The organism is Desulfuromusa kysingii, assembly GCF_900107645.1.
GTDB classification, from domain to species: Bacteria; Desulfobacterota; Desulfuromonadia; order Desulfuromonadales; family Geopsychrobacteraceae; genus Desulfuromusa; species Desulfuromusa kysingii.
This window is the reverse complement of record NZ_FNQN01000005.1, coordinates 208306-228324: the sequence shown is the minus strand read 5'-3', so window position 1 is coordinate 228324 and position 20019 is coordinate 208306. Positions and strand designations below refer to the sequence as shown.

Genomic DNA, 20019 nt, shown 5'->3' with positions numbered 1-20019 from the left:
ATATCAATTGATCCCTACTAAATATTTGCTTATAAAAGCAACATGACTGTCAACTCGGACGATTCACATGCACCGGCCTCATCAACCCTAACCTGCCCTGTGGGTGTTACTGACTGTCCCATAGCCCTTGAAGTCGCTGAATTACGCCGGAACTTATCGACGCTGTCTGACCTGGTAAAAACCGACCCCCTCACCGGCATTGGCAACTACCGCTCTTTCATTCAGGCTCTTGAGCAAGAAATTGAACGCACCCTGCGTAGCGGCCAACCCACATCTCTGGTAATGTTGGATATTGACTTCTTCAAAAAAGTGAATGATCAATGGGGTCACGAAGTTGGTAATCAGGCGCTTATCCATCTGACCACTCTGTTACAGAAAACTGTGCGCAAATTGGACATCCCCTGTCGTTATGGCGGAGAGGAATTTGCAATCATTCTCCCGGATACGACATTGACAGCAAGTATCCCTGTCGCTGAGCGGATCAGACAGGTGATTGAAAATACGCCTCTGGATGTTGCCGGTAAATCGTTAAAGCTAACGGTGAGTCTGGGAATCGCAACCTACAGAGAACAGGAGAATATCTCAGTTGCAGAGTTAGTAAAACAGGCCGATGAATATCTCTATCAAGCCAAGGAAAACGGTCGTAATTGCGTCTGTCACGCGAAACCGCCAAGTATCAATATTGTCTCCAAAGAAGAAAAACAAACACTATCTGAATTATTCGGTAGTGGCATGACAAAAAAGGATTGATCATGAAAATTGTCGTTCTAGATGGTTACACCCTCAATTCGGGGGATCTTGATTGGGCACCATTAAAAGCTCTGGGCTCTTGTGTTATCCATCCCCGCACCCCCGTCGATCAAATTGTTGAAAAAGCTCATGATGCAGAGATTGTCCTGACCAACAAAACCGTGCTTTCTGCGGAAACATTAAGCCTACTGCCAAAATTGCAATATATTGGTGTCCTTGCAACCGGGGTCAATATTGTCGATCTGGAAGCGGCAAAAGAACACAATATTGTCGTCACCAACGTTCCCGGATACAGCACCGGATCGGTTGCGCAGATGGTTTTTGCCTTGTTGCTGGAAATGACCCAGCAAGTCGGCCACCATGCCCACAGAGTCAAGCAAGGGGATTGGACCACCTGCGCTGATTTCAGCTTTAGAGATTTCCCCCTGATTGAACTCGAGGGCAAAACCCTTGGTGTCGTTGGTTTTGGTCAGATTGGTCAACATGTCTCACGGATAGCCAAAGCTTTTGGAATGCAGGTTTTAGTGCAAACGGCCCATCCGGAAAAATACGCTCACGAAACAGAATTTGAATTTACCGACATCGACAGATTATTTTCAGAATCAGACGTTATCAGCCTGAATTGCCCGCTGACAGAGACAACCGAAAATCTCGTCAATACTGCGCGTCTGGCTCGGGTCAAACAGGGAGCGCTCCTGATAAACACAGGACGCGGGCAACTCATCAATGAAGACGCTGTCGCCGAAGCGCTTGAAGAGGGATATCTGGGAGGATACGCAACAGACGTTCTCTCTCAGGAACCACCGGATGAAGATAACCCATTGTTATCCGCACCCAATTGTATCATCACTCCGCACATCGCCTGGGCAACAACTGAAGCCCGGAAAAGGCTCCTTGCAGTTGTGGTCGCAAACATTGCAGCGTTCCAAAATGGTTCACCACAAAATCAGGTGATCTGACCTTTTATGGCTTCTGTAGGACTCATTTATCTCTTTGCAATCACCTGCTGTTATCTTTTTTTGTGGCCGGTCGATCGTTCCAAAGTCCTACAGTCGCTTCGGGTCTCGTGGAAGTCGTTGCTGAAAATGCTCCCCTTCCTCATGGCTATTTTTGGTCTGGTCGGATTGTTTCAGGAGTTTGTCCCTCCCGAATTGATTACCCGTTTTCTCGGAAAATCAAGTGGAGCTGGGTCTTTACTGATAAGCGCATTCGCTGGAGCCATCTCCATCGGCCCCCCTTTGGCTGCTTACCCTCTAGCAGAGACGCTCCTCAAAGCGGGGGCTTGGCCCCCAGCGATTGCAACATTTATTTTCAGCTGGACTGCCATCGGCATCATCACGTTGCCGTTTGAAGCCACGACCTTTGGCCCCCGCTTTGCTCTGCTCCGCAACGGTATCAGCTTTATTACCGCCATTCTCTCCGGGACCATCCTCGGGTTACTGCTATGATCGTCAGATTCCTACGCACCCAATGGCTGTTCTCTTTAACCCTCATTGCCTATGCTTCCACCTTCTTGATAACGCCAGAGCGAGCAGCTAAGGCCTTTGCCTCAGCGGCCACAACTTTTTCTTCTGTACTGCTGTTAATCACTGCTGTGTTCAGTCTGGTCGGCTTGCTCCAGGTGTGGATCAGCAAGGAATTTATTGTCAGTTCGCTGGGTCGGGAGGGAGGGATAAAGAGCCTGGTGATTGCAGTGTTATGTGGCACTCTGCTCGTCGGTCCCGCCTACATTATCTTCCCCCTGCTCATGGAGATTCAAAAACGTGGAGCACGGTGGGCGGTTGTAACCATCGTTCTCACCAGCTACACGATTAAACTACAAATGGTGCCCATTGAAGTGGAATTTCTTGGCTGGCCATTTACCCTTGGACGAGCTCTGATTACCATCGCCCTGGCAATTCCCACAGGTTTACTGATTGAAGCAATCATGGAAAGAAAGCAAAAGCTTTAATTTTTTCTTCTGCCATCTGTCAATAAATAAAATATTTAAAAAAACGAAATATATACATTTTATATACCCGCAACAAAATCTTTAAATCCAGATAGTTGCAACCCTCAATGATTTTTAAAGCCCTGTTTTTATCTGCTTAATTGTATATCTTCTACATACAGATGGATATGCTGCCTGACATGGATCATTATTATTGTGACCGATAAATCCTTCTTTATTTTCAATACTTTAGCTTGGTTCAACTTTTATTTTTTTAAACTTGGCACGTTCACTGCTATATATCTGGTCATTAGCAAAACAAAAAGCAACCAAACATAAGAGATGGAGGACGCCATGAAAAACACATTACGCAATACCTTAATCGCCCTGATCACTTTTTCTTCTTCGGCTTTTGCGGCAGGAAACACCACTGGCGGTAGTGCTGGATTACTCATCTCTTTGTTTGTCGGCTTCTTTGCTCTGATCATTATCTGCCAACTGGTCCCTGCGACGATCATGTTGGTCGGGACCCTCAAAGGATTGTTTGGCCGTGATCGCAAACAAGTGACAAATCACTAAAACAACAAACGCAACAAATATAGAAACATAATTTACCCAACAATTTAAAGGAGACCATCATGAAAGCTATTATCGCCACCCTGAGCATGATCCTGTTCGCCATCCCTGCCTTCGCTGTGGACACCACCCAGACCTATAACAGTGGCATCTTGGTTCTACTGTTTGTCGGATTCTGTGCCTTGCTCATCGTCGCCCAACTGGTTCCCGCAGTATTGACCCTGTTCGGCATGACCAAAGCTGCAGTACAAGGATCACGCAAGACCGCAGCGGCTAAGAACTGAAATCTTCACCCATCCTCCGTTTAACAAAAAAGGCAGCCAATCGGCTGCCCTTTTTATTGGAGATGATTTCTTTTTAAACGAAATAGAACCTCAAACTTCGATGACATCACCATCATTGATGATATCCAGATCAAGATTATCAGACCGCGAGAGCATTTCTGGCCCCATATGGGTCAAAACAAATTTCTTCCCCCCTAATCTGGACCGATTTTTTAATACCGTCTGATAATCCAGATGCGAAGGGATCTTCTGGCGATAAGAAAAACACTCGGCAATAAACAGATCACTCCCCTGAGACAGAGGGATCAGATTCTCAGTCCATTCGGTATCCCCCGTATAACTGACAATCTTTCCCGCAATCGTTATGCGCAATCCGTAAGCTTGTTGACTGTGACCATGTTTGACCTGAAAACACTCAATCTGGACACCATTGACCCGTCGTGGTTGCCGAGGATCTAACAATTGATACTCCACGGGAAAGTTTATCTTCTCACTAAGCAGAGTCCCTGGGTAAAATGCCTCATTGGTAGCCTCAACCCGCTGTTGCAAACCCGGAGGACCAATCAGGGTCAAAGGTTTGCTCCGCTGACTGGCGTACTTCCCCTCCAATAGCAGAAAAGGGATCCCCCCAAAATGATCTCCATGGAGATGGGTGACGACAACCATGTCAATCTCAGCGGCGATCACCCCCCAACGCTGCATCCCAATGAGACTGGAGCAACCGCAATCCAAAAGCATCTGCACAGAAGAAGATTTCAGATGATAACAGCTATTCAACCGGCCACCGCTACCAAAGGCATCGCCGCTGCCAAGACAACGTAGCGAGACTGAAGGGTCAAATATCCGCGTTTGTCTTTCCATGGGTCAAATTCACTCTCTGAAATGCTGGAACAGTTGTAGCTGCAAGGACAAATCATTTAAACTGGTAAAATAGTTTCATAGATGTTGTTGGCAACGCAAGAGGCTTTTCATTGGTAGCAGCGGCAAAGCAGTGTATGATTCAAAAGAGGAGAATTATTTATGGCAATATCAGGAAATCCCAAAAAGATGGCGCAAGATGTTGCAGATGGATTTTACAGTCTTTCACCACCGGTATTAAAAAAATATACTCCGGCAGACTTAAAAATTATCCTTTCCAATCTGACATTAGTCCAGAGAGATATTCGCCAGATCCAAATACCGCTGGAAAATGTGCTCCTACTAAAGGCCAAAAACATGCGGATATCACGAATCAATCAAGCATTAATGGTTTTACGCAGTTATTGTAAAAAAATGCGCATTCCACTTTGATTGACCGCTTTGCAAAAGGAGGATTTCCATGAATACAAGAATCTTAATTCCTGTAAACGATTCCCCTACAACGGAACAGACCATCAGCGACGTCATCAACTATAAAGAAAAGTTACCACTTCGATTGGTCTTGTTACATGTCATCAATGACCAGCTTGCTTACCGGATGATCCCCGACTTCCAGATTGAGATGGTCAGAGAAAATGCCGAGAAAGCCGCCCGGAACCGACTGGAAATATTAGCTGAGAAACTCCGCCAAACCGGTTTTACTGTTGAATTACGCCTTGAGTTTGGCGCTCCACGTCAGGTGATTCCACACATCGCCAATGATGAAGAGTTCCAGCTACTGGTCATTGGTCGTAAAACCGGAGGTGGCGAAATCCGTGATGTCCTGTTTGGGTCCGTCGCAAACTATGTGCTCCATAATGTCAAATGCCCGGTTCTACTCCTTTAACCGAGGTCTTTCTGGTCATATCTGTCGCAAAGAACTGGCTTGAGCAGAAGATCAGGCCTTCTCACAACGGTTTTTCCCGCACAGAGAAAAGCAACCCTTGAACTTCAAGAATAGACATGCTATCAATTTTTTTTGACTGAATGATGGTTGTTTTAAGGAGTTAATAATGCTCGATATTAAATATTTGCGCGAAAATTTTGCTGCGGTTGAAAAAAGCTTGGCAACTCGGGGTGGAACCATTGATCTCTCTGGTTTCACAACGCTGGACCAGCAGCGTCGTGAACTGCTCAGCAAAGGGGAAGTCCTCAAAGCTGAGAAAAATAAAGTTTCTGCAATGATTGGCCAAACCAAGAATAAAAGCCTGGTGCAAGCAGAAATTTCCAGCATGAAAGAGGTCTCAGCTCAGATTAAAGACCTAGATGACCAGTTACGTGAGGTTGAAGAGCAACTGAATCAGTTATTGATGGGGGTTCCAAATATTCCCCATGAAAAGAGCCCTATCGGTCTTTCGGAAGATGACAATGTTGAAGTCAGCTCCTGGGGAGAGAAACCAAACTTAGACTTTCCCCCTAAAGCGCACTGGGATATTGGTGAGGACTTGGGAATCCTCGATTTCGAAAGAGGGAGCAAACTCTCAGGAGCCCGGTTTTGTGTCTACTTTGGAGCCGGAGCCCGTCTGGAACGAGCATTGATCAACTTCATGCTCGACCTCCACACCCAGGAACATAACTATAAAGAAACATTGCCACCTTTCTTGGTCAATCGCGCCTCAATGACAGGGACAGGGCAATTACCCAAGTTCGAAAATGACTTGTTTCACACCGAAGATGTTGATCTTTTTTTAATCCCGACGGCAGAAGTCCCAGTGACTAATCTTCATCGAGATGAAATTCTCAATGAAAAAGATTTGCCTCTCTGCTATACAGCCTACACTCCATGTTTCCGGAAAGAAGCCGGTTCCCATGGAAAAGATACCCGTGGCTTAATCCGCCAGCACCAGTTCAACAAGGTGGAACTGGTCAAGTTTGTTCGCCCTGAAGATTCCGACGCGGAACTTGACGCACTCTTAAAAAATGCAGAAAAAGTATTACAACTTTTGGGATTACCCTACCGAGTTGTTGATCTTTGCACCGGAGATATTGGTTTTTCAGCAGCACGGACCTTTGATATTGAAGTCTGGTTACCGGGACAACAGTGCTATCGGGAGATTTCATCCTGCTCCACATTCCGTGACTTTCAAGCGCGACGTGCATCAATCCGCTTTCGACGTGAAGGAGCTAAAAAGCCAGAGCTAGTCCATACTTTGAACGGTTCAGGATTGGCTGTCGGACGAACCTTGTTGGCCATTCTGGAGAATTATCAGCAAAAAGATGGCTCTGTTGTTATTCCTGAAGTTCTGAAACCCTACATGGGTGGCCTGGAGAAAATCGAAAAATAGCCTCAGAGAGGCAAGAAATCTTACAAAATTCAATAGGTTTATCTTGCATTCTTGAATATTTTTCGTTACAGTCCCAAAGTTTTTCGGTAAGGTAAAGATACGGATGGCTGGCCGAGCGGCTTAAGGCGGTAGTCTTGAAAACTATTGTGGGGAAACTCACCCGGGGTTCGAATCCCTGGCCATCCGCCATTTAATTGAAACCAATCCCTCATGGGATTTGAAGCGGAGCGAACGCTGACTAAATGTCAGAACAGCAGACAGGATGTCTGCGTCAGTGAGCGCAGGGGAGTCAACGCAGGAGCCAGCAGGATGCTGGTGACAAAGTGGACGAATCCCTGGCCATCCGCCATTTAAAAAATTTAACATCGTAAGCTGTTTATTGCGGAGAGGTGACCGAGAGGCCGATGGTGCTCGCCTGCTAAGCGAGTGTAGTGTAACGCTACCGAGGGTTCGAATCCCTCCCTCTCCGCCAGATAAATATGTACGACAGGATCCTTTTGGGATTCGAAGCGGAATGAGCGCTGACTTAATGTCAGAAAAGTGGACAGGATGTCCACGTCAGCGAAAGCAGGGGAGCCGACGCAGGAACCAGCAGGATGCTGGTGACGTAATGGGTGAATCCCTCCCTCTCCGCCAGTTAAATGATTGTAGAGCTTAAAAGAGATTGACAAATTGCTAAAATTAAGCGATATATCTTCTCTTGATTACATGCGCCGCTAGCTCAGCTGGATAGAGCGTCTGACTACGGATCAGAAGGCCGGGAGTTCGAATCTTCCGCGGCGCGCCATTTTAAATTAAAGGGTTACAGCAGAATTGCTGTAACCCTTTTTTAGTTTTATTCTCTCTGCTATCCGTGCATTACTTCTGTGCTAGCTTGGTAGAAGCGTAAGCTGTCCAAAGTGTCTTCTCCTACCTGGGGAGAGGCAGAAAGGCACATCATAGAAATGCTTTTGTAAAATCTCTCCGCTGGGATTCATCTCCCAACATCACGAGCTCCCCTTCAGGCTCTAAAATCATCGAAGCTGTCGCAGGGACAACCACGTCATTGGGTAGACGCAGTGCCAGGACATTAAGACCGGTCCGCGGCCGGATATTGCTGGCCATCAAGGTCTGTCCAGCCAAACTTGTCGGCACAGGGACATAAAAAAGATCGAACCCCTCACCCAGGATCACCGATTCTCGACGTTGCAGCAGTGACATCACCGCCTCCGCCCCAAGGGACGCAGAGCTCAGGACAAAGTCGGCGCCAGCCAGGTGGATCGCTTCAATGTTCCGTTCATGAGTGATGCGGCTGATCACACGGAGTTCAGGATTCAGGCGGCGGCAGTACACCGCCAAGTAAATATTCATAGCGTCATCATTAGTGGTCAGCAGCACGCTGGGTGCATCGGCCAACCCTGCACCCATGAGAAGTTCCCGATCAGCTGCGTCACCAATAAACAACCTTTCAGCAACCCCTTCAAGAGAACTCCGTAGAGACTCCTCTCGCTCGATCATGTGAACAGTTACTCCACGTTTACGTAGAGTTTGCGTGGTAGCGCAACCCACTTTACCACCACCAATCACGAGCACAGGGTTAAAATTGGTATTATAGATTACCAGATAGGTATCGAGGCTGGTGACCTGCTCTTCGGTGCCCACTACCACGGGAAAGCTTACGTCAGCAAGGATAGTATCCGGCGTCACCGGCACCATGTGCCCTCGCTCCCACACGGCGACGACGTTCAAACCAAAGGATTCTCTTATTTTCAGTTCCCGTAAAGAACACCCAACCAACGGAGTATTGTGCACCGGGAATTCTGCTATCAGAAGATCGCCCATTCGCCCGACCACGTGACAATGGAGGTGCCCGGTGCTAACACGATTGGCGAGGTGCTCTCCCAGCTGAAGTTTGAGCGGCAACACGTGGTTGCTGCCCGTCAACTCCAGCAGGTCGATGGATTGCTCGTTCTCGGCCACAGCCGTAATTGGTACCTGCGGAGAGAAATCTCTGATCGTCAAGGTGATGTTGGTATTGGTCGTATCGGCGCAGTTAGCGACGACCATCCGGCTATCTGCCACAGCCATCGCTTCGTAGGTCTCCCGATCCTCGACCCTTCCTGTCACCACAGGGACCCCTTCGTGGTGCATCTGTACCGCTTTGAGAGGGTCCGGTTCAATCACAAAGTGAGGGATACCATTGAGTTGTAATCGCGCCATCAGTTCTGTAGCCAAACTGTCCAGGCGACATAAGATGACGTGGCCCCGCATTCCAGAAGGCACGGCTCTGGGCGCCTGGAAACGCAAGCGAGATTCAATCCACGGCGCATAAAAGAAGCGGATAAAAACGAACGGAAGCACGATCAACAGCAACACCACCCCGGTCAGCAGGACGACGATGCTGAACAGTCGTCCGATGTCACTATGGAAGGTGATATCACCGAAGCCAAGGGTGGTCATAACGGTAAGAGCCCAATAGACACCGGTGACCCAGGAATGATCCTGACCTTCGACATTAGTCATGATCCAGTGAAAACCGAAGGCAAAAAGCACCACGGTCACTACCAACAGAAGCGAATAACTCACCAGAGCCCTGATATTGGGGCGGTTGCGCACTGGCAAGAGGAGGGAGAACAATTGACTGACAACAAACTTCATCGAAAATCCTCATGACTATGGGTCATTTTTGAAAAATAGACTTATCACATGCTAACCACATTATATACTCAGAAAACGACATATTCATTGTAACGTCAAGGTCACTATGAGTCGCATTCAAGAATTAGAGCAAAGGCGCAGCGGTTTGACATTATCCGTGTACGTATTGGTCATATATTGTAGACATAACCGATAAGATAGCCCAAAATCATTACCTGTCTTCATCATATTTTTTGCTAATGGACAAGTCTCTTTCGAAAAGGTTCATTTGTCGTGCCCTCTGCTTTAGCTAAAACCCTGCGTTACCGCTGGCTGATTTTTGGTGTCCTTGGCTGTGGTTATATTCTGGTCTACTTTCATCGCTTGTGCCCGGCAGTTTTAGCCGTCGATATGATGCGCGATCTGCAAACAGGTGGCGTGATTCTTGGGCTCCTCAGTTCTGCATATTTTTACCCCTATGCAATCATGCAACTGCCAGCAGGGATTCTAGCCGACTCTTGGGGAGCCAGAAGAACAATTCCGTTGTTTCTTCTCGTAGCCGCAACGGGGTCACTCTTACTCAGTCAAGCCACATCGCTTGGGCTTGCCGTGGTCGGCAGGGGCATGGTCGGACTCGGCGTTTCTATGCTCTTCGCTCCAACGATGAAAGTTTTGTCTGAATGGTTTCGCGCCGAGGAATTTGCCATCATGACCGGATCGCTGCTGGCACTGGGAGGACTTGGTGCGCTGTTCTCGACCGTCCCTTTGGCCATGCTCAGCGACCAAGTAGGATGGCGTTCGTCTTTTCTCATTGTCGCTCTGTTGACACTGATTCTGGCTCTTTTGATCTGGTTGATAGTCCGTGACCGGCCTGCTGATTTGGGTTGGCAGAGCCCCATCACCCATCCCGCTGAAACAACTCCTAAAATCAAACCACTGCATGGGATGCTGCTGGTTATCCGTTCCAGGTCAGTGCGCCCTATCATCCTCTGGTTTTTCTTGCTGCCGACGATCTACCTCACTTTTGCCGGACTTTGGGGGGGGCCATTTTTACAGCAAATCTATGGTTTTACCCCTGTTCGGGTCGCTAAAATCCTATCCTTGACCGTCGCTGGGAAAATCTTCGGCAGTTTTTTTCTCGTCTGGCTCTCCAATCGCATATTCAAAGGACGTAAAGCTGTTCTGGTACTGAGCAGCCTGGTGACCTTGGCAATAACCCTCATATTAGTGTTTGCCACGGACCAACTCAACCTTGCTAGTCTTTACATCATCTGCTTTTTGTTGGGGGCTTTTTCGAGCGGATCTGCAGTCATTGGTTTCACCGCCGCCAAGGAGTTGTTCCCTCCCCATAGCACCGGTACCGCGATAGGATTGGTCACACTCTTTCCATTTGCCGGAACAGCGATTTTACAACCTTTGCTCGGATGGATTCTGGAACGCCATGGACAGGACAGCAACATATTTGGGTTAGCGGCCTACCAACAGGCGTTTACAATCTTATTGATCTGCGCATCCCTCTCTCTGGTAGCAGGTCTGTTTGCGGTTGAAACGCTGCCACGCAAGCCAGGCAAATAACTTACGCTCAGATACTCGTTAATCCCTCACGGATGGCATACTTTGTCAGCTCGACCAAGTTGTGAACATTCAGTTTTCGCATCACCTGAGCGCGGTGAGTTTCTATCGTCTTGGTGCTGACGTTAAGCGCTTCGGCTATCTGCTTCGATGTCTGGCCTTCGGCGATCAACTGAACCACCTCCCGTTCCCGGGGCGACAGCGGTGAAGTCGTCTTCTCTTCAGCATGTTCAGACAGGTTGCGGTAGTCATCAAGAACCAGGCCGGCGATTTCAGGGCTCAGATAAGTTTTTCCATGAATAACCGCCTGGATAGCGTGAATCAATTCATCAAACACACTGTCTTTTAACAGATAGCCTGATGCTCCGACTTTGAGCATTTTTAAAACAAAGCGTCGGTCTGAATGCATCGAAAGTGCAACCACCTTAACTTCGGGATTGTCAGCGAGAATTTGGCGCGTAGCTTCAATGCCATTCAAACCAGGCATCGAGACATCCATAATAACGACTTGCGGATTCATCTTCCGGGCCATTTGCACAGCAGTGCGTCCATCTCCTGCTTCGCCAACAACAAACAGATCGTCTCTACTTTCAAACAGATGGCAAATCCCTTCTCGAAACATTTGATGATCATCTGCCAGCAATACTGAATAACTCATACCGTACCTTCCATTTTTGAAGATTCCTTCGGGACCTGAAACTGGACGCAGGTCCCTTGCCCCAAAGAGGTTAAAATTCTGATCTTCCCCTGCAGGTATTTAATCCTTTCGCGGATACTAAAAAGACCAAACCCGGAATAATCTTCGAGCTCGCTTTCAGGATCATACACGAACCCCCTGCCATCATCCTCAACTTGAACCTGAAGACCTTCGGGAATATTTTTAAGATAAATATGGACATTTTTTGCCTGGGCGTGCTTAACGATATTGACAAACAGTTCGCGTACCGCCTCAAACAGAAGAACCTGAGTATCCTCGCTCAATTCCTCTAAAGCATCGTCGGTCTTGATCCTGAATTTGATCTGGCAAGGGGCAAGAATATTATCTGCTAACCATTCAACCGATGACTCAAAATCAAGGCTGTAGAGAATCAGCGGGCTGACCTCTGCGGTTAAAGAGCGGGCAAAGCTGATGGCCGCCTCAATCGATTGTTCTACAGAATTAAGTTCACTTGTCAATTGAGGGGAAGAATTCATTGATTTCAAGCTTTTTATCTTGAACTTTGCCAGAACCAAATTCTGCCCAAGGTTGTCGTGTAGCTCAGTCGCAATCTTACGTCGTCCTCTCGCTTCAACCAATGAAAGTTGAGAAGAGAGCGAACGCAACTGCACTTGATAACGCTTCAGCTTCTCTTCAGCTTGATTACGTTCGGTCATATCGGTTGCAATCAAAATAAAACCGATAACATCCCTGTTTTCATTATATTTATAGCTCCAGTCAAGCTGAACATCAAAGATCCGACCGGTATGACTCGAAACCTTGGCCTTGCATGAAGCCGTAGATAGCTTATTGTGTAAAAAGTTAGTTAAACATTCCCCGGAGCAACTTTCATCCTCAACAGGCTTCAGGAGATCTTTCAGGTTCAGACCTTCGGGGGGTGCATCCTCCCGACCGACCATCTGTTTAAAGGCATTATTTGAGTAAGTAATAATACCCTCTGTATCCAGTTCAATAATTCCGTGTGGAATTGTTTCAAGCAGGGATTGATATTTGGTTTTCAGCTTAACCAGCTGATGCTTACGTCGATTAACCTCGGTGATATCGGACATCAAACCTACGACTCCGGCTGGCTCTCCGTCTGCACCGAGGAAGATCGCTTTGCTGAAGATAACATCGCGTTGTCGGCCATGCTCTGGATTAATAGTCAGTTCATAAGTGAGAGAACCTCCTCCTCTAGCCCTCAAAGCTTCATCCACTTCGGAACAACCCTCAGCTCTTTCCTGTGATGCGACATCAAAAACGGTCTTACCGATAATATTGTGCTGAAAAATACCTTTGATCTCGGCAAAAGCTTTATTGCAATTAAGATAAATCCCTTGCAGATCTTTATAGAAAATCGCGGTGGGGAGTGCCTGAAAAACATTTTCAAGGACTACCGCCTTATCTTCTGCATGTATCCGACATTGTTTCTCATGGCGTAGTTGTTCTTCGAGCTGAGCAATCCGTTCTTCTTGCTCTGCGTAGCTCAACCTACCATCTCTCTTGATTTCGACGCTGCTCTGCATCTATGCCTCCAATAGTGATGATGAAACCTCTAGAAAACTAACAGCTTTTACGGATAGATCCAATTTATTTGTAGCATGATCAAGTCCATTTTCTAGTAGCGAAACCAAGTATCCACGATCTCCCCCCATTGAAATCAGGTGATCACCTGATAGTACCAATACCCGCCTTATGAGATCCTTCATAGCAAATTGGGTTCCAAACGCATTTTAACATCTAAGGGACTGTTTCCTGCCAGCAGTCTCTTACAATGAGGAATCTTTATTTCGTCAGGCTGTTTCCTGCGAGACAGTCAAAATTCTAATGGAGGATTTATGAAACTAGGTAGACGCGATTTTTTAAAGGCGTCGGCACTGATTAGTGCGTCGACGTTGACAGGTCTTGGGTTCAAAGATCTGCTCTACGCTCAAACCGTACCGACCTTTACGCCGATGAAGAACGGTGGCCAAGAGCTCGAAGCAATCATTGACCCGTTGACAGGGAAAGTGACCATCAACCCTGACATCTTCATGCGCAATAGCTGCTGTGTCGGCTGCTATTCGTCCTGTGGCAATCAGGTGAAGATCAGCCGCAAGACCGGTCAAATTCTCTCTGTCAGCGGCAACCCCTACAACCCACAGAATACGCAACCCCATCTCCCAATGGATACCCCTCTGGCAGACTCTTATCTTGCTTCAAGTCAATACAAGGGTCTTGGTTTGAAACACCGAGCAACCCTGTGTGCTCGCGGACAAGGAACTTTGGAATCCCATTACGACCCTTACAGAATTCTAGTCCCATTGAAAAGAGCTGGCAATCGTGGCAGTGGCAAGTGGCAACCTATCAGTTGGGACACGGCGGTCCAAGAGACGGTCGAAGGTGGTGCCCTTTTTTCTACGATCGGCGAATCGCGACAAATAGAAGGTCTGCGTCAAGTCAGAGATACCGAAACTCTGCTGGATAAAAACCAACCGGAAATGGGGAGCAAAGCCAATCAGCTCGCCTTTATCGGTGGTCGTGGTGATGGTCGAACCCCATTTGCGTTCCGCTTTACCGGAGCTTATGGCACCGTCAACACCTATACTCACGGCTCCTCGTGAGGTGGTAGTCGAGCGACCGCGGCGCGGACGCAAACTGGTGGTAACATGCTCAGACCCGACCTGAACAATGCCGAATATGTATTGTTCCTCGGTGAATATCCCGGCAACTCCGGCAAACCCATGCAGGCAATCGGCAGACAAGCATCCATAGAATCTAACGATGGCAAACTCAAGTTTACCGTTGTTGATCCGGTTATGGTTGGTGGTGCCGTCTCTTCAGTCGGTAAATCCGCTGACTGGATCCCCATTATCCCGACAACCGATAACTCTTTTGTTATGGCTGTTGCCCAGTGGATCATTGTCAACCATCGCTACAATGCTCCCTACATGAGTTCTCCAACATTTGAAGCGGCAAAAAAGAAGGGCTTCAACAGCTATACGAACTCCTCTTACCTCGTTATTACCGATTCTGAACATAAAAATTATCGTCGCCTGCTCAGGGCTGAAGATCTTGGCCTTGCAGCTCCCAAAAAGAAAAAAGGGAAAGCTGAAGCTTTTATTGTGATTGATAAAGCGACGCAAAAGCCAGTCCAGATCACGGCAACAGCTGAAGCCGATCTGTTCTTCAAAGGTGAATTAAAAGATAGCAACGGCAAACCCATCCAGGTCGAAACCGCTTTTTCGCTGTTGAAAAAAAGTGTGATGCAACAACCTCTGGCAGAATACGCAAGGGATTGTGGTATTCCCGTTGAGAAGATCATCGAGATTGCAAAAAATCTGACTTCCCATGGGACTAAAGCCTCCATAGAAGGGATGGGCAATACTACATCCGCTACGGGGATGAATATTGCCAAAGCGTTTACCCTCATCAATGCCATGCTTGGCAACATCAACAAAAAAGGTGGTGTAATCAATCGCCGTCTCGCTTACCCTTCGACCTCAGGCGGTCCGCGCTACGATCTGAAATCAATTAAAGGTGGGCCCAAAAAAGGTGGTGTCAACCTCGGTCGGAACGGTATTTATGAGAAATCGACTGAGTATAAAAATAAAGTTGCCGCTGGTCAGCCAGCTTATCCTTCACGGCTGCCTTGGCATGCCAAAGTGACAGGTGCTGACAATCAGGCGGTTTTCTCTCTCATCAATGGTTATCCCTATCCAGCGAAGATATTAATCAACTGGATGTCCAACCCATTCTTTGCGACCCCGGCAGCTGCGCGTAAAGATGTCATGGACGCCTTCAAAAATTCGGATGTCATCCCATTGATGATCAGCTGTGACGCCTTTATGGGAGAAATGTCAGCGATATCCGATTACATTATCCCCGATACCACCCAGTATGAAAGCTGGGGATTCCCCAATATGGAAGGGAATTTCGCTGGAAAATACAAAGGGATGCGCTGGCCTGTCGTCACTCCTCTCACCCCTAAAATCGATTCCAAGCGTCATGCCTGCTTCGAGAACTACGTCATTGATGTGGCGAAGAAAATAGGCATTCCAGGGTATGGTGACAAGGCCATTACTGGCAGTGACAAAAAAACTTACCCCTTGAACAGTCCGGAGGATTATTTCCTCAGAGCGGCAGCAAACACAACCTATGCCGGGACACCGCTACCAAAACTTTCCGCCGAAGAGATGCAGCTCCAGGGGTTGGATGAGGTGATCAAACCGTGGAAAGCAGCTTTGACAGAAGAAGAGTGGCCACGTGTTGCCTTTATGATGTCCAGAGGCGGTCGTTATGAACCCGAGGGCGCAGGTTTTGATGGTGACAACCATAAATATGGTTATACCGGACGGGTCAATATTTATGCTGAAGAGATCGCCACGGAACGTAATTCCATCACCGGCAAGTTCTATCCAGGTGTCATCACCTCTGAGCCTGAACGCTTTGCCGACGGTCGTTTACTGGAAGATGTTTTTCCGAAGCTGCAATGGCCCTTTAAAGGCGTCTCTTATAAAGCGAAGTTGCGCAGTAACTCCACTCTCGCTAACAGCCCGATCCTCACAAGCATGTCCGCAGGTAACTACCTGGAAATCAATCCTCAGGATGCTGCCCAGCAAGGCTTTAAAGATGGTGATCGGGTACGGATTATCTCGGCAACCGGTGCCACAGCTGAAGGGATCTTGCAGGTTCGATCAGGTGTTGGCACAGGGGTAATCGCTGTCGCCTACGGCTACGGTCACTGGGAGTATGGGGTGAAAAAGCACCATGCAGGCAATCGCTCCTTCGGCGGTGATGCCAAGCGGGCCAAAGGGGTTTTACTCAGTGGTTTGTCACTTGTCGACCCGACCTTCAAAGAGCCCTTTGGCTATTCGGACATGGCGACCGGGTCTCCAGCACGAAATGGCGGAGCATTCCGCCTGGAGAAAATTTAGATGACCAATACACTATCAGCTGACGACATCGCAGAAGTTGAAAGCAGACAGAAAATCTATGGCTTATTAGCCAGCGTCTTTCTGCAGAAACCAACGCTTGAGAGTTTAACTCAACAGCAAGAGGCTTTAGGCTTTCTGCTCAAAGGTCAAGTTGATTGGGCCGCCTTATTGAGTGATATCGGTGCCGTTGAGCAATCCTACTTCGATTGTTTCTTTGTGCCGAAATCCGGGCAGTATGTCCCTCCGTATGAGTCTGCTTTGCGGACTTATACGGAGGACGGTAAACCGTTTGACAAACTGAATGGCCCAGCAACAAACCATATCGCTCAGTGTTGGAAGGAGACCGGTTTTACTTTGGATCATCTGTCCATCTATGAGCCTTTACGGCAAAGCTGTATGCCTGATCATGTTGGCTTGGAACTGGCCTTTATGACTTTCTTATGTGGTGCCGAGAAAAACGCATTGCAATCTAAAGTCATTGAGGGACCGGAGTTGGTCGCATCCCAATGGCAGAAATATCAAGTCGGGTTTATCAAAGATCACCTGCGTACCGCTTGTGGCAACTTTGCCCGCGCGCTACACAATATCGCGCCCGGCTATTATGCCAACATTGCCGCAGCTGCTACGGCATGGGTTGAAGCAGACGTCACTGCCCTTGACACACCGAAAGTGAGAGAGGAAACGTCATGAAAACTGACAAGAGTAATTATACAATCGTAATCGATACGAGGCGCTGTATAGGTTGTAATGCCTGTACCGTCGCCTGTAAGTTCGAAAATAGTGTTCCGGGAGATTTTTATCGCTCTTGGGTGTTCCAACAGGACAAAGGGACATATCCACAGGTGTCACGAGCAAAAATCCCCCATTACTGCAACCAATGTCTGGATGCACCATGCATACCCGTATGTCCGGTTGATGCGACTCATCGCGATGCCGGAGGGATCATCACCATCGATCAGGAGACCTGTGTCGGTTGTGGTGAATGTGTTGACAATTGCCCTTATGGGGCCCGTTATCTGAATCCGGAAACCGAGGTAGCCGACAAGTGTAATATGTGCTTTAACCGAGTTACTGCCGGTCTATTACCGGCATGTGTTTCCACCTGTGTCGCCCATGCTTTGTATTTCGGGGATCTCTCTGATCCGAACAGCGAAGTGAGTCAGTTGCTCAAGGAACATGACTGCCAGGTTCTGTCCCCAGAGTATGGGACCAAACCAAATGTTTATTACATTGGGTTGAAGGAGACAATGGACCAATTGGACTACGAAAAACACATCAAAAATGGTCCGTTTATTGCGACACCATAGATTAACAATTTAACCTGACAAACAAGGGGCCCTGGTAACACAACAACTGCAATAGAGTGACCAGGGCCTCTGTTTAATTTTTATTGTTACCAGTCGTCTTAGAGGAGCAAACGAAAGGCGCGGGAAGGTCGGGAAAAGTCATATTGTTGCTGCCATTGCTGTGGCAATTCTTTACGATCCACTTCACTGAATCCCAGATTTTCAAAAAAAGTCCACATTTTCTTGTTGATACTCAAGGCAAACACATACTCTTTTTTCTGCTTCGCTGCCGTTTCGATCATACTCAGGGCCAGCTGCATAGCACGCCCTTTGCCCTGATAACGGGGCAGAGTACAGAACTTGGCCAGTTCAGCAGCCACTCCATAGTCCACAAGAGTGGACGCGGCAACAATCGTATCATTGACGGTAAAGACAAAATAGTGTCCGACATTATCGGCGAGAAAATCCTCATTGATGGGCAAAATAGAGCCATCCGCTATTTCATGCTTGACCAGCATCAGCAGATCCATCAGATCACCGCTTCGCCCCTGACGAATAACATTGGGATAATCGCTGGTAAACAGGGAACCGCTACCACGGTGAGTAAAGATTTCTTCAAACAAAGACCCGCTAGCAGAATTGAGCAGTACCACCTCAACACCAATCCTGGTACTCGCCTGCATGAACAAATTGAGCTTCTCATTCTCGATGTTAAACTGATTGTCGGCGTCGAGATATTTTTGCAGCTCCTGAGGATGCAGATGGGAGACAAACTTTTCACCCATCACCAGCCCTTTTTCTTTGCCGAGAAAAAACACTTTGTCGGCCCCGACATTTTCCGCGACCTGCAGCGCTGCTTTTACCAACGCATGTGGATTGGGATAACCGTCAAGATTCAGCTCACAGATGGGGATAGCTTCCACTCCAACAGGAAAATGCTCCCCCTCCCGCACCTGTTGCGGCTGTAAATTGGAATAATGGTGAAAGGGAAAGCCACGTTGCCGCCAGAGGTCCAGTGTCTTCGTCACTTGCGCGCAAGGATGGTGCAGAATAAGGGTACGGATATGCGCAGCGTTAAGCATGCGGATATCCAGCATTAACTCATCGAGGGTACTGCTATCATCAAGAACAATAACAAAAAGATGGCTGCGAAATTTGTTGGCATAGTAAAATAATTCGAGCGCATCGAGCATTTGCGATTCTAGTTTATTCGTCATGCAAAGAGAGTAACATGTCTACTTTGTTGATGAAAAGCAAACATATCTCCAAAAACATAAACTTGCAGATCCCCATCATCCCCGTCAAAGTGGATGCTGATGGGCCAGCCATTCTGCTAAGGAGAAACCTTCGGTCACTTTAAAAGGACTACTTTTGCCCTTGCCAGAGCCATCAACACGTTCTACCTTGTTCACCACCTCCGCTGAAGTTAAGACAAACCTCGACACGAAGCTATATTCACATTGAGGTTACACAACATCTTGCTTCCGATCTCGACACTTATACACATAGCTGGAGTTAAAAATTGGATTTTTTCACCCTGCTGGGCCTCTCTGTTGCACTGGGAGTCGATGCTTTTGCCGTTGCCCTTGCTGCCGGAGCAGTTCTTGACCCTTTCGTTGAGCGCCGCTGGCTGCGTCTCGGCTTTCACTTTGGCCTCTTTCAAGCCATGATGCCAGTGCTGGGTTGGCTGGCCGGTCGTGGTTTACAGCAATGGATTAGCGCTTACGATCATTGGATTGCCTTCGCCCTTCTTTCTCTGGTTGGGGGGAAGATGATCTTTGAAGCGCTGCAAAGCGATGCTAAAAAGACTTCTGTCCGGGATCCGTCACGAGGTTGGACCCTGGTGATCCTGTCAGTCGCCACCAGTATCGATGCCCTGGCAGTCGGATTCTCCATCGCTCTGCTCGGTGAAACGATCTTATTCCCAGCTCTTATCATTGGCATCTCGGCCGCAATTATGACCATTACAGGAGCCTTTTTGGGACGCAGGATCGGGGCACTCTGGGGACACAGAGCTGAAGTTGCAGGTGGCATTGTCCTCTGTGCCATCGGGATTAAAATCCTCCTTGAGGATCTATTTTTTCAGATGCTGTAAAACAGACAGCCCCGCAGAGCAGACAACAGAAAAATAATAGCCATATCAATTGTCATCCATACCGAATCGATTAAACTTCAATATGAGATCGCAACAATTCAGCTCTTACTCCTGC

Annotated in this window: 20 protein-coding genes and 3 tRNA genes; 18 read left to right on the top strand and 5 right to left on the bottom strand. The window is 47.8% G+C overall.

Translation table 11 applies throughout. The features are described from left to right. Positions 1-42 precede the first annotated feature (42 nt). From BLU87_RS09960 to BLU87_RS09935, 6 genes are all read left to right on the top strand, one after another. Positions 43-750 carry a GGDEF domain-containing protein gene (locus tag BLU87_RS09960; RefSeq protein ID WP_092347590.1) on the top strand — a complete coding sequence of 236 codons (708 nt, stop codon included), beginning with the start codon at positions 43-45 and terminating at the stop codon, positions 748-750. 2 nt (positions 751-752) lie between these two features. Further along, positions 753-1709 carry a D-2-hydroxyacid dehydrogenase gene (locus BLU87_RS09955; RefSeq protein ID WP_092347587.1) on the top strand — a complete coding sequence of 319 codons (957 nt, stop codon included), beginning with the start codon at positions 753-755 and terminating at the stop codon, positions 1707-1709. A 6-nt stretch (positions 1710-1715) separates the two neighbouring features. Further along, positions 1716-2198 carry a permease gene (locus tag BLU87_RS09950; protein WP_092347584.1) on the top strand — a complete coding sequence of 161 codons (483 nt, stop codon included), beginning with the start codon at positions 1716-1718 and terminating at the stop codon, positions 2196-2198. Then, entirely contained in the window at positions 2195-2701 is a 507-nt protein-coding gene (locus tag BLU87_RS09945; RefSeq protein ID WP_092347581.1) for a permease, read from the top strand. The genes BLU87_RS09950 and BLU87_RS09945 overlap by 4 nt, the downstream gene beginning before the upstream one ends. Positions 2702-3034: 333 nt before the next feature. Beyond that, positions 3035-3259: a hypothetical protein gene (locus BLU87_RS09940; RefSeq protein WP_092345219.1), complete on the top strand. Its 225-nt coding sequence runs from the start codon at positions 3035-3037 to the stop codon at positions 3257-3259. A gap of 59 nt (positions 3260-3318) precedes the next feature. After that, positions 3319-3540, top strand: a complete 222-nt coding sequence (locus BLU87_RS09935) for a hypothetical protein (RefSeq protein WP_092347578.1) — start codon at positions 3319-3321, stop codon at positions 3538-3540. A gap of 90 nt (positions 3541-3630) precedes the next feature. Here BLU87_RS09935 and BLU87_RS09930 read toward each other — a convergent pair whose 3' ends face one another. After that, a complete protein-coding gene (locus BLU87_RS09930) occupies positions 3631-4401 on the bottom strand; it encodes an MBL fold metallo-hydrolase (RefSeq protein ID WP_092347575.1) in 771 nt (256 codons plus the stop codon). 159 nt (positions 4402-4560) lie between these two features. On the opposite strand from BLU87_RS09930, the gene BLU87_RS09925 reads away from it, so the two are divergent. The 6 genes from BLU87_RS09925 (at position 4561) to BLU87_RS09900 (ending at position 7509) form a co-directional block, all read left to right on the top strand. Further along, positions 4561-4830: a hypothetical protein gene (locus tag BLU87_RS09925; protein WP_092347572.1), complete on the top strand. Its 270-nt coding sequence runs from the start codon at positions 4561-4563 to the stop codon at positions 4828-4830. Positions 4831-4858: 28 nt separating this feature from the next. Continuing rightward, entirely contained in the window at positions 4859-5284 is a 426-nt protein-coding gene (locus BLU87_RS09920) for a universal stress protein (protein ID WP_092347569.1), read from the top strand. Positions 5285-5450: 166 nt separating this feature from the next. Further along, complete coding sequence (gene serS / locus BLU87_RS09915) at positions 5451-6722, top strand: serine--tRNA ligase (RefSeq protein WP_092347566.1); 1272 nt, start codon at positions 5451-5453, stop codon at positions 6720-6722. Between the two features lie 101 nt (positions 6723-6823). Further along, positions 6824-6911, top strand: a tRNA-Ser gene (locus BLU87_RS09910). A gap of 194 nt (positions 6912-7105) precedes the next feature. Beyond that, positions 7106-7194, top strand: a tRNA-Ser gene (locus BLU87_RS09905). Positions 7195-7432: 238 nt separating this feature from the next. Beyond that, positions 7433-7509: transfer RNA gene (locus tag BLU87_RS09900), tRNA-Arg, on the top strand. Between the two features lie 149 nt (positions 7510-7658). On the opposite strand, the gene BLU87_RS09895 is transcribed toward BLU87_RS09900, so the two are convergent. After that, entirely contained in the window at positions 7659-9359 is a 1701-nt protein-coding gene (locus tag BLU87_RS09895; RefSeq protein ID WP_092347563.1) for a potassium channel family protein, read from the bottom strand. A gap of 273 nt (positions 9360-9632) precedes the next feature. On the opposite strand from BLU87_RS09895, the gene BLU87_RS09890 reads away from it, so the two are divergent. Next, the gene (locus BLU87_RS09890; RefSeq protein WP_092347560.1) at positions 9633-10913 is read left to right on the top strand and encodes an MFS transporter; all 1281 of its coding nucleotides are present in this window, start codon (positions 9633-9635) and stop codon (positions 10911-10913) included. 7 nt (positions 10914-10920) lie between these two features. Here BLU87_RS09890 and BLU87_RS09885 read toward each other — a convergent pair whose 3' ends face one another. Together BLU87_RS09885 and BLU87_RS09880 are read right to left on the bottom strand one after the other, a co-directional pair. Next, positions 10921-11568 (bottom strand): response regulator, encoded by a 648-nt coding sequence (locus BLU87_RS09885; protein ID WP_092347557.1) that lies wholly within the window; start codon positions 11566-11568, stop codon positions 10921-10923. After that, positions 11565-13133, bottom strand: coding sequence for a PAS domain-containing sensor histidine kinase (locus BLU87_RS09880; protein ID WP_092347554.1), 1569 nt, complete (start codon positions 13131-13133; stop codon positions 11565-11567). The genes BLU87_RS09885 and BLU87_RS09880 overlap by 4 nt, the downstream gene beginning before the upstream one ends. 312 nt (positions 13134-13445) lie before the next feature. On the opposite strand from BLU87_RS09880, the gene BLU87_RS17440 reads away from it, so the two are divergent. Genes BLU87_RS17440 through BLU87_RS09865 form a run of 4 tightly spaced genes read left to right on the top strand, consistent with a single transcriptional unit; the run spans position 13446 to position 17830 of the window. After that, complete coding sequence (locus tag BLU87_RS17440; protein ID WP_217637479.1) at positions 13446-14210, top strand: molybdopterin-binding domain-containing protein; 765 nt, start codon at positions 13446-13448, stop codon at positions 14208-14210. Positions 14211-14255: 45 nt separating this feature from the next. After that, positions 14256-16523 (top strand): molybdopterin dinucleotide binding domain-containing protein, encoded by a 2268-nt coding sequence (locus tag BLU87_RS09875; RefSeq protein ID WP_217637478.1) that lies wholly within the window; start codon positions 14256-14258, stop codon positions 16521-16523. Further along, a complete protein-coding gene (locus BLU87_RS09870; protein WP_092347551.1) occupies positions 16524-17213 on the top strand; it encodes a TorD/DmsD family molecular chaperone in 690 nt (229 codons plus the stop codon). Next, positions 17210-17830 (top strand): 4Fe-4S dicluster domain-containing protein, encoded by a 621-nt coding sequence (locus BLU87_RS09865; RefSeq protein WP_092347548.1) that lies wholly within the window; start codon positions 17210-17212, stop codon positions 17828-17830. Before BLU87_RS09870 ends, BLU87_RS09865 begins: the two co-directional genes overlap by 4 nt. 98 nt (positions 17831-17928) lie before the next feature. On the opposite strand, the gene BLU87_RS09860 is transcribed toward BLU87_RS09865, so the two are convergent. Further along, positions 17929-19026, bottom strand: coding sequence for a GNAT family N-acetyltransferase (locus BLU87_RS09860; protein ID WP_092347545.1), 1098 nt, complete (start codon positions 19024-19026; stop codon positions 17929-17931). Between the two features lie 305 nt (positions 19027-19331). Here BLU87_RS09860 and BLU87_RS09855 point away from each other — a divergent pair, with 305 nt between their 5' ends. Beyond that, entirely contained in the window at positions 19332-19904 is a 573-nt protein-coding gene (locus BLU87_RS09855) for a manganese efflux pump MntP (protein WP_092347542.1), read from the top strand. Positions 19905-20019: the final 115 nt, after the last annotated feature.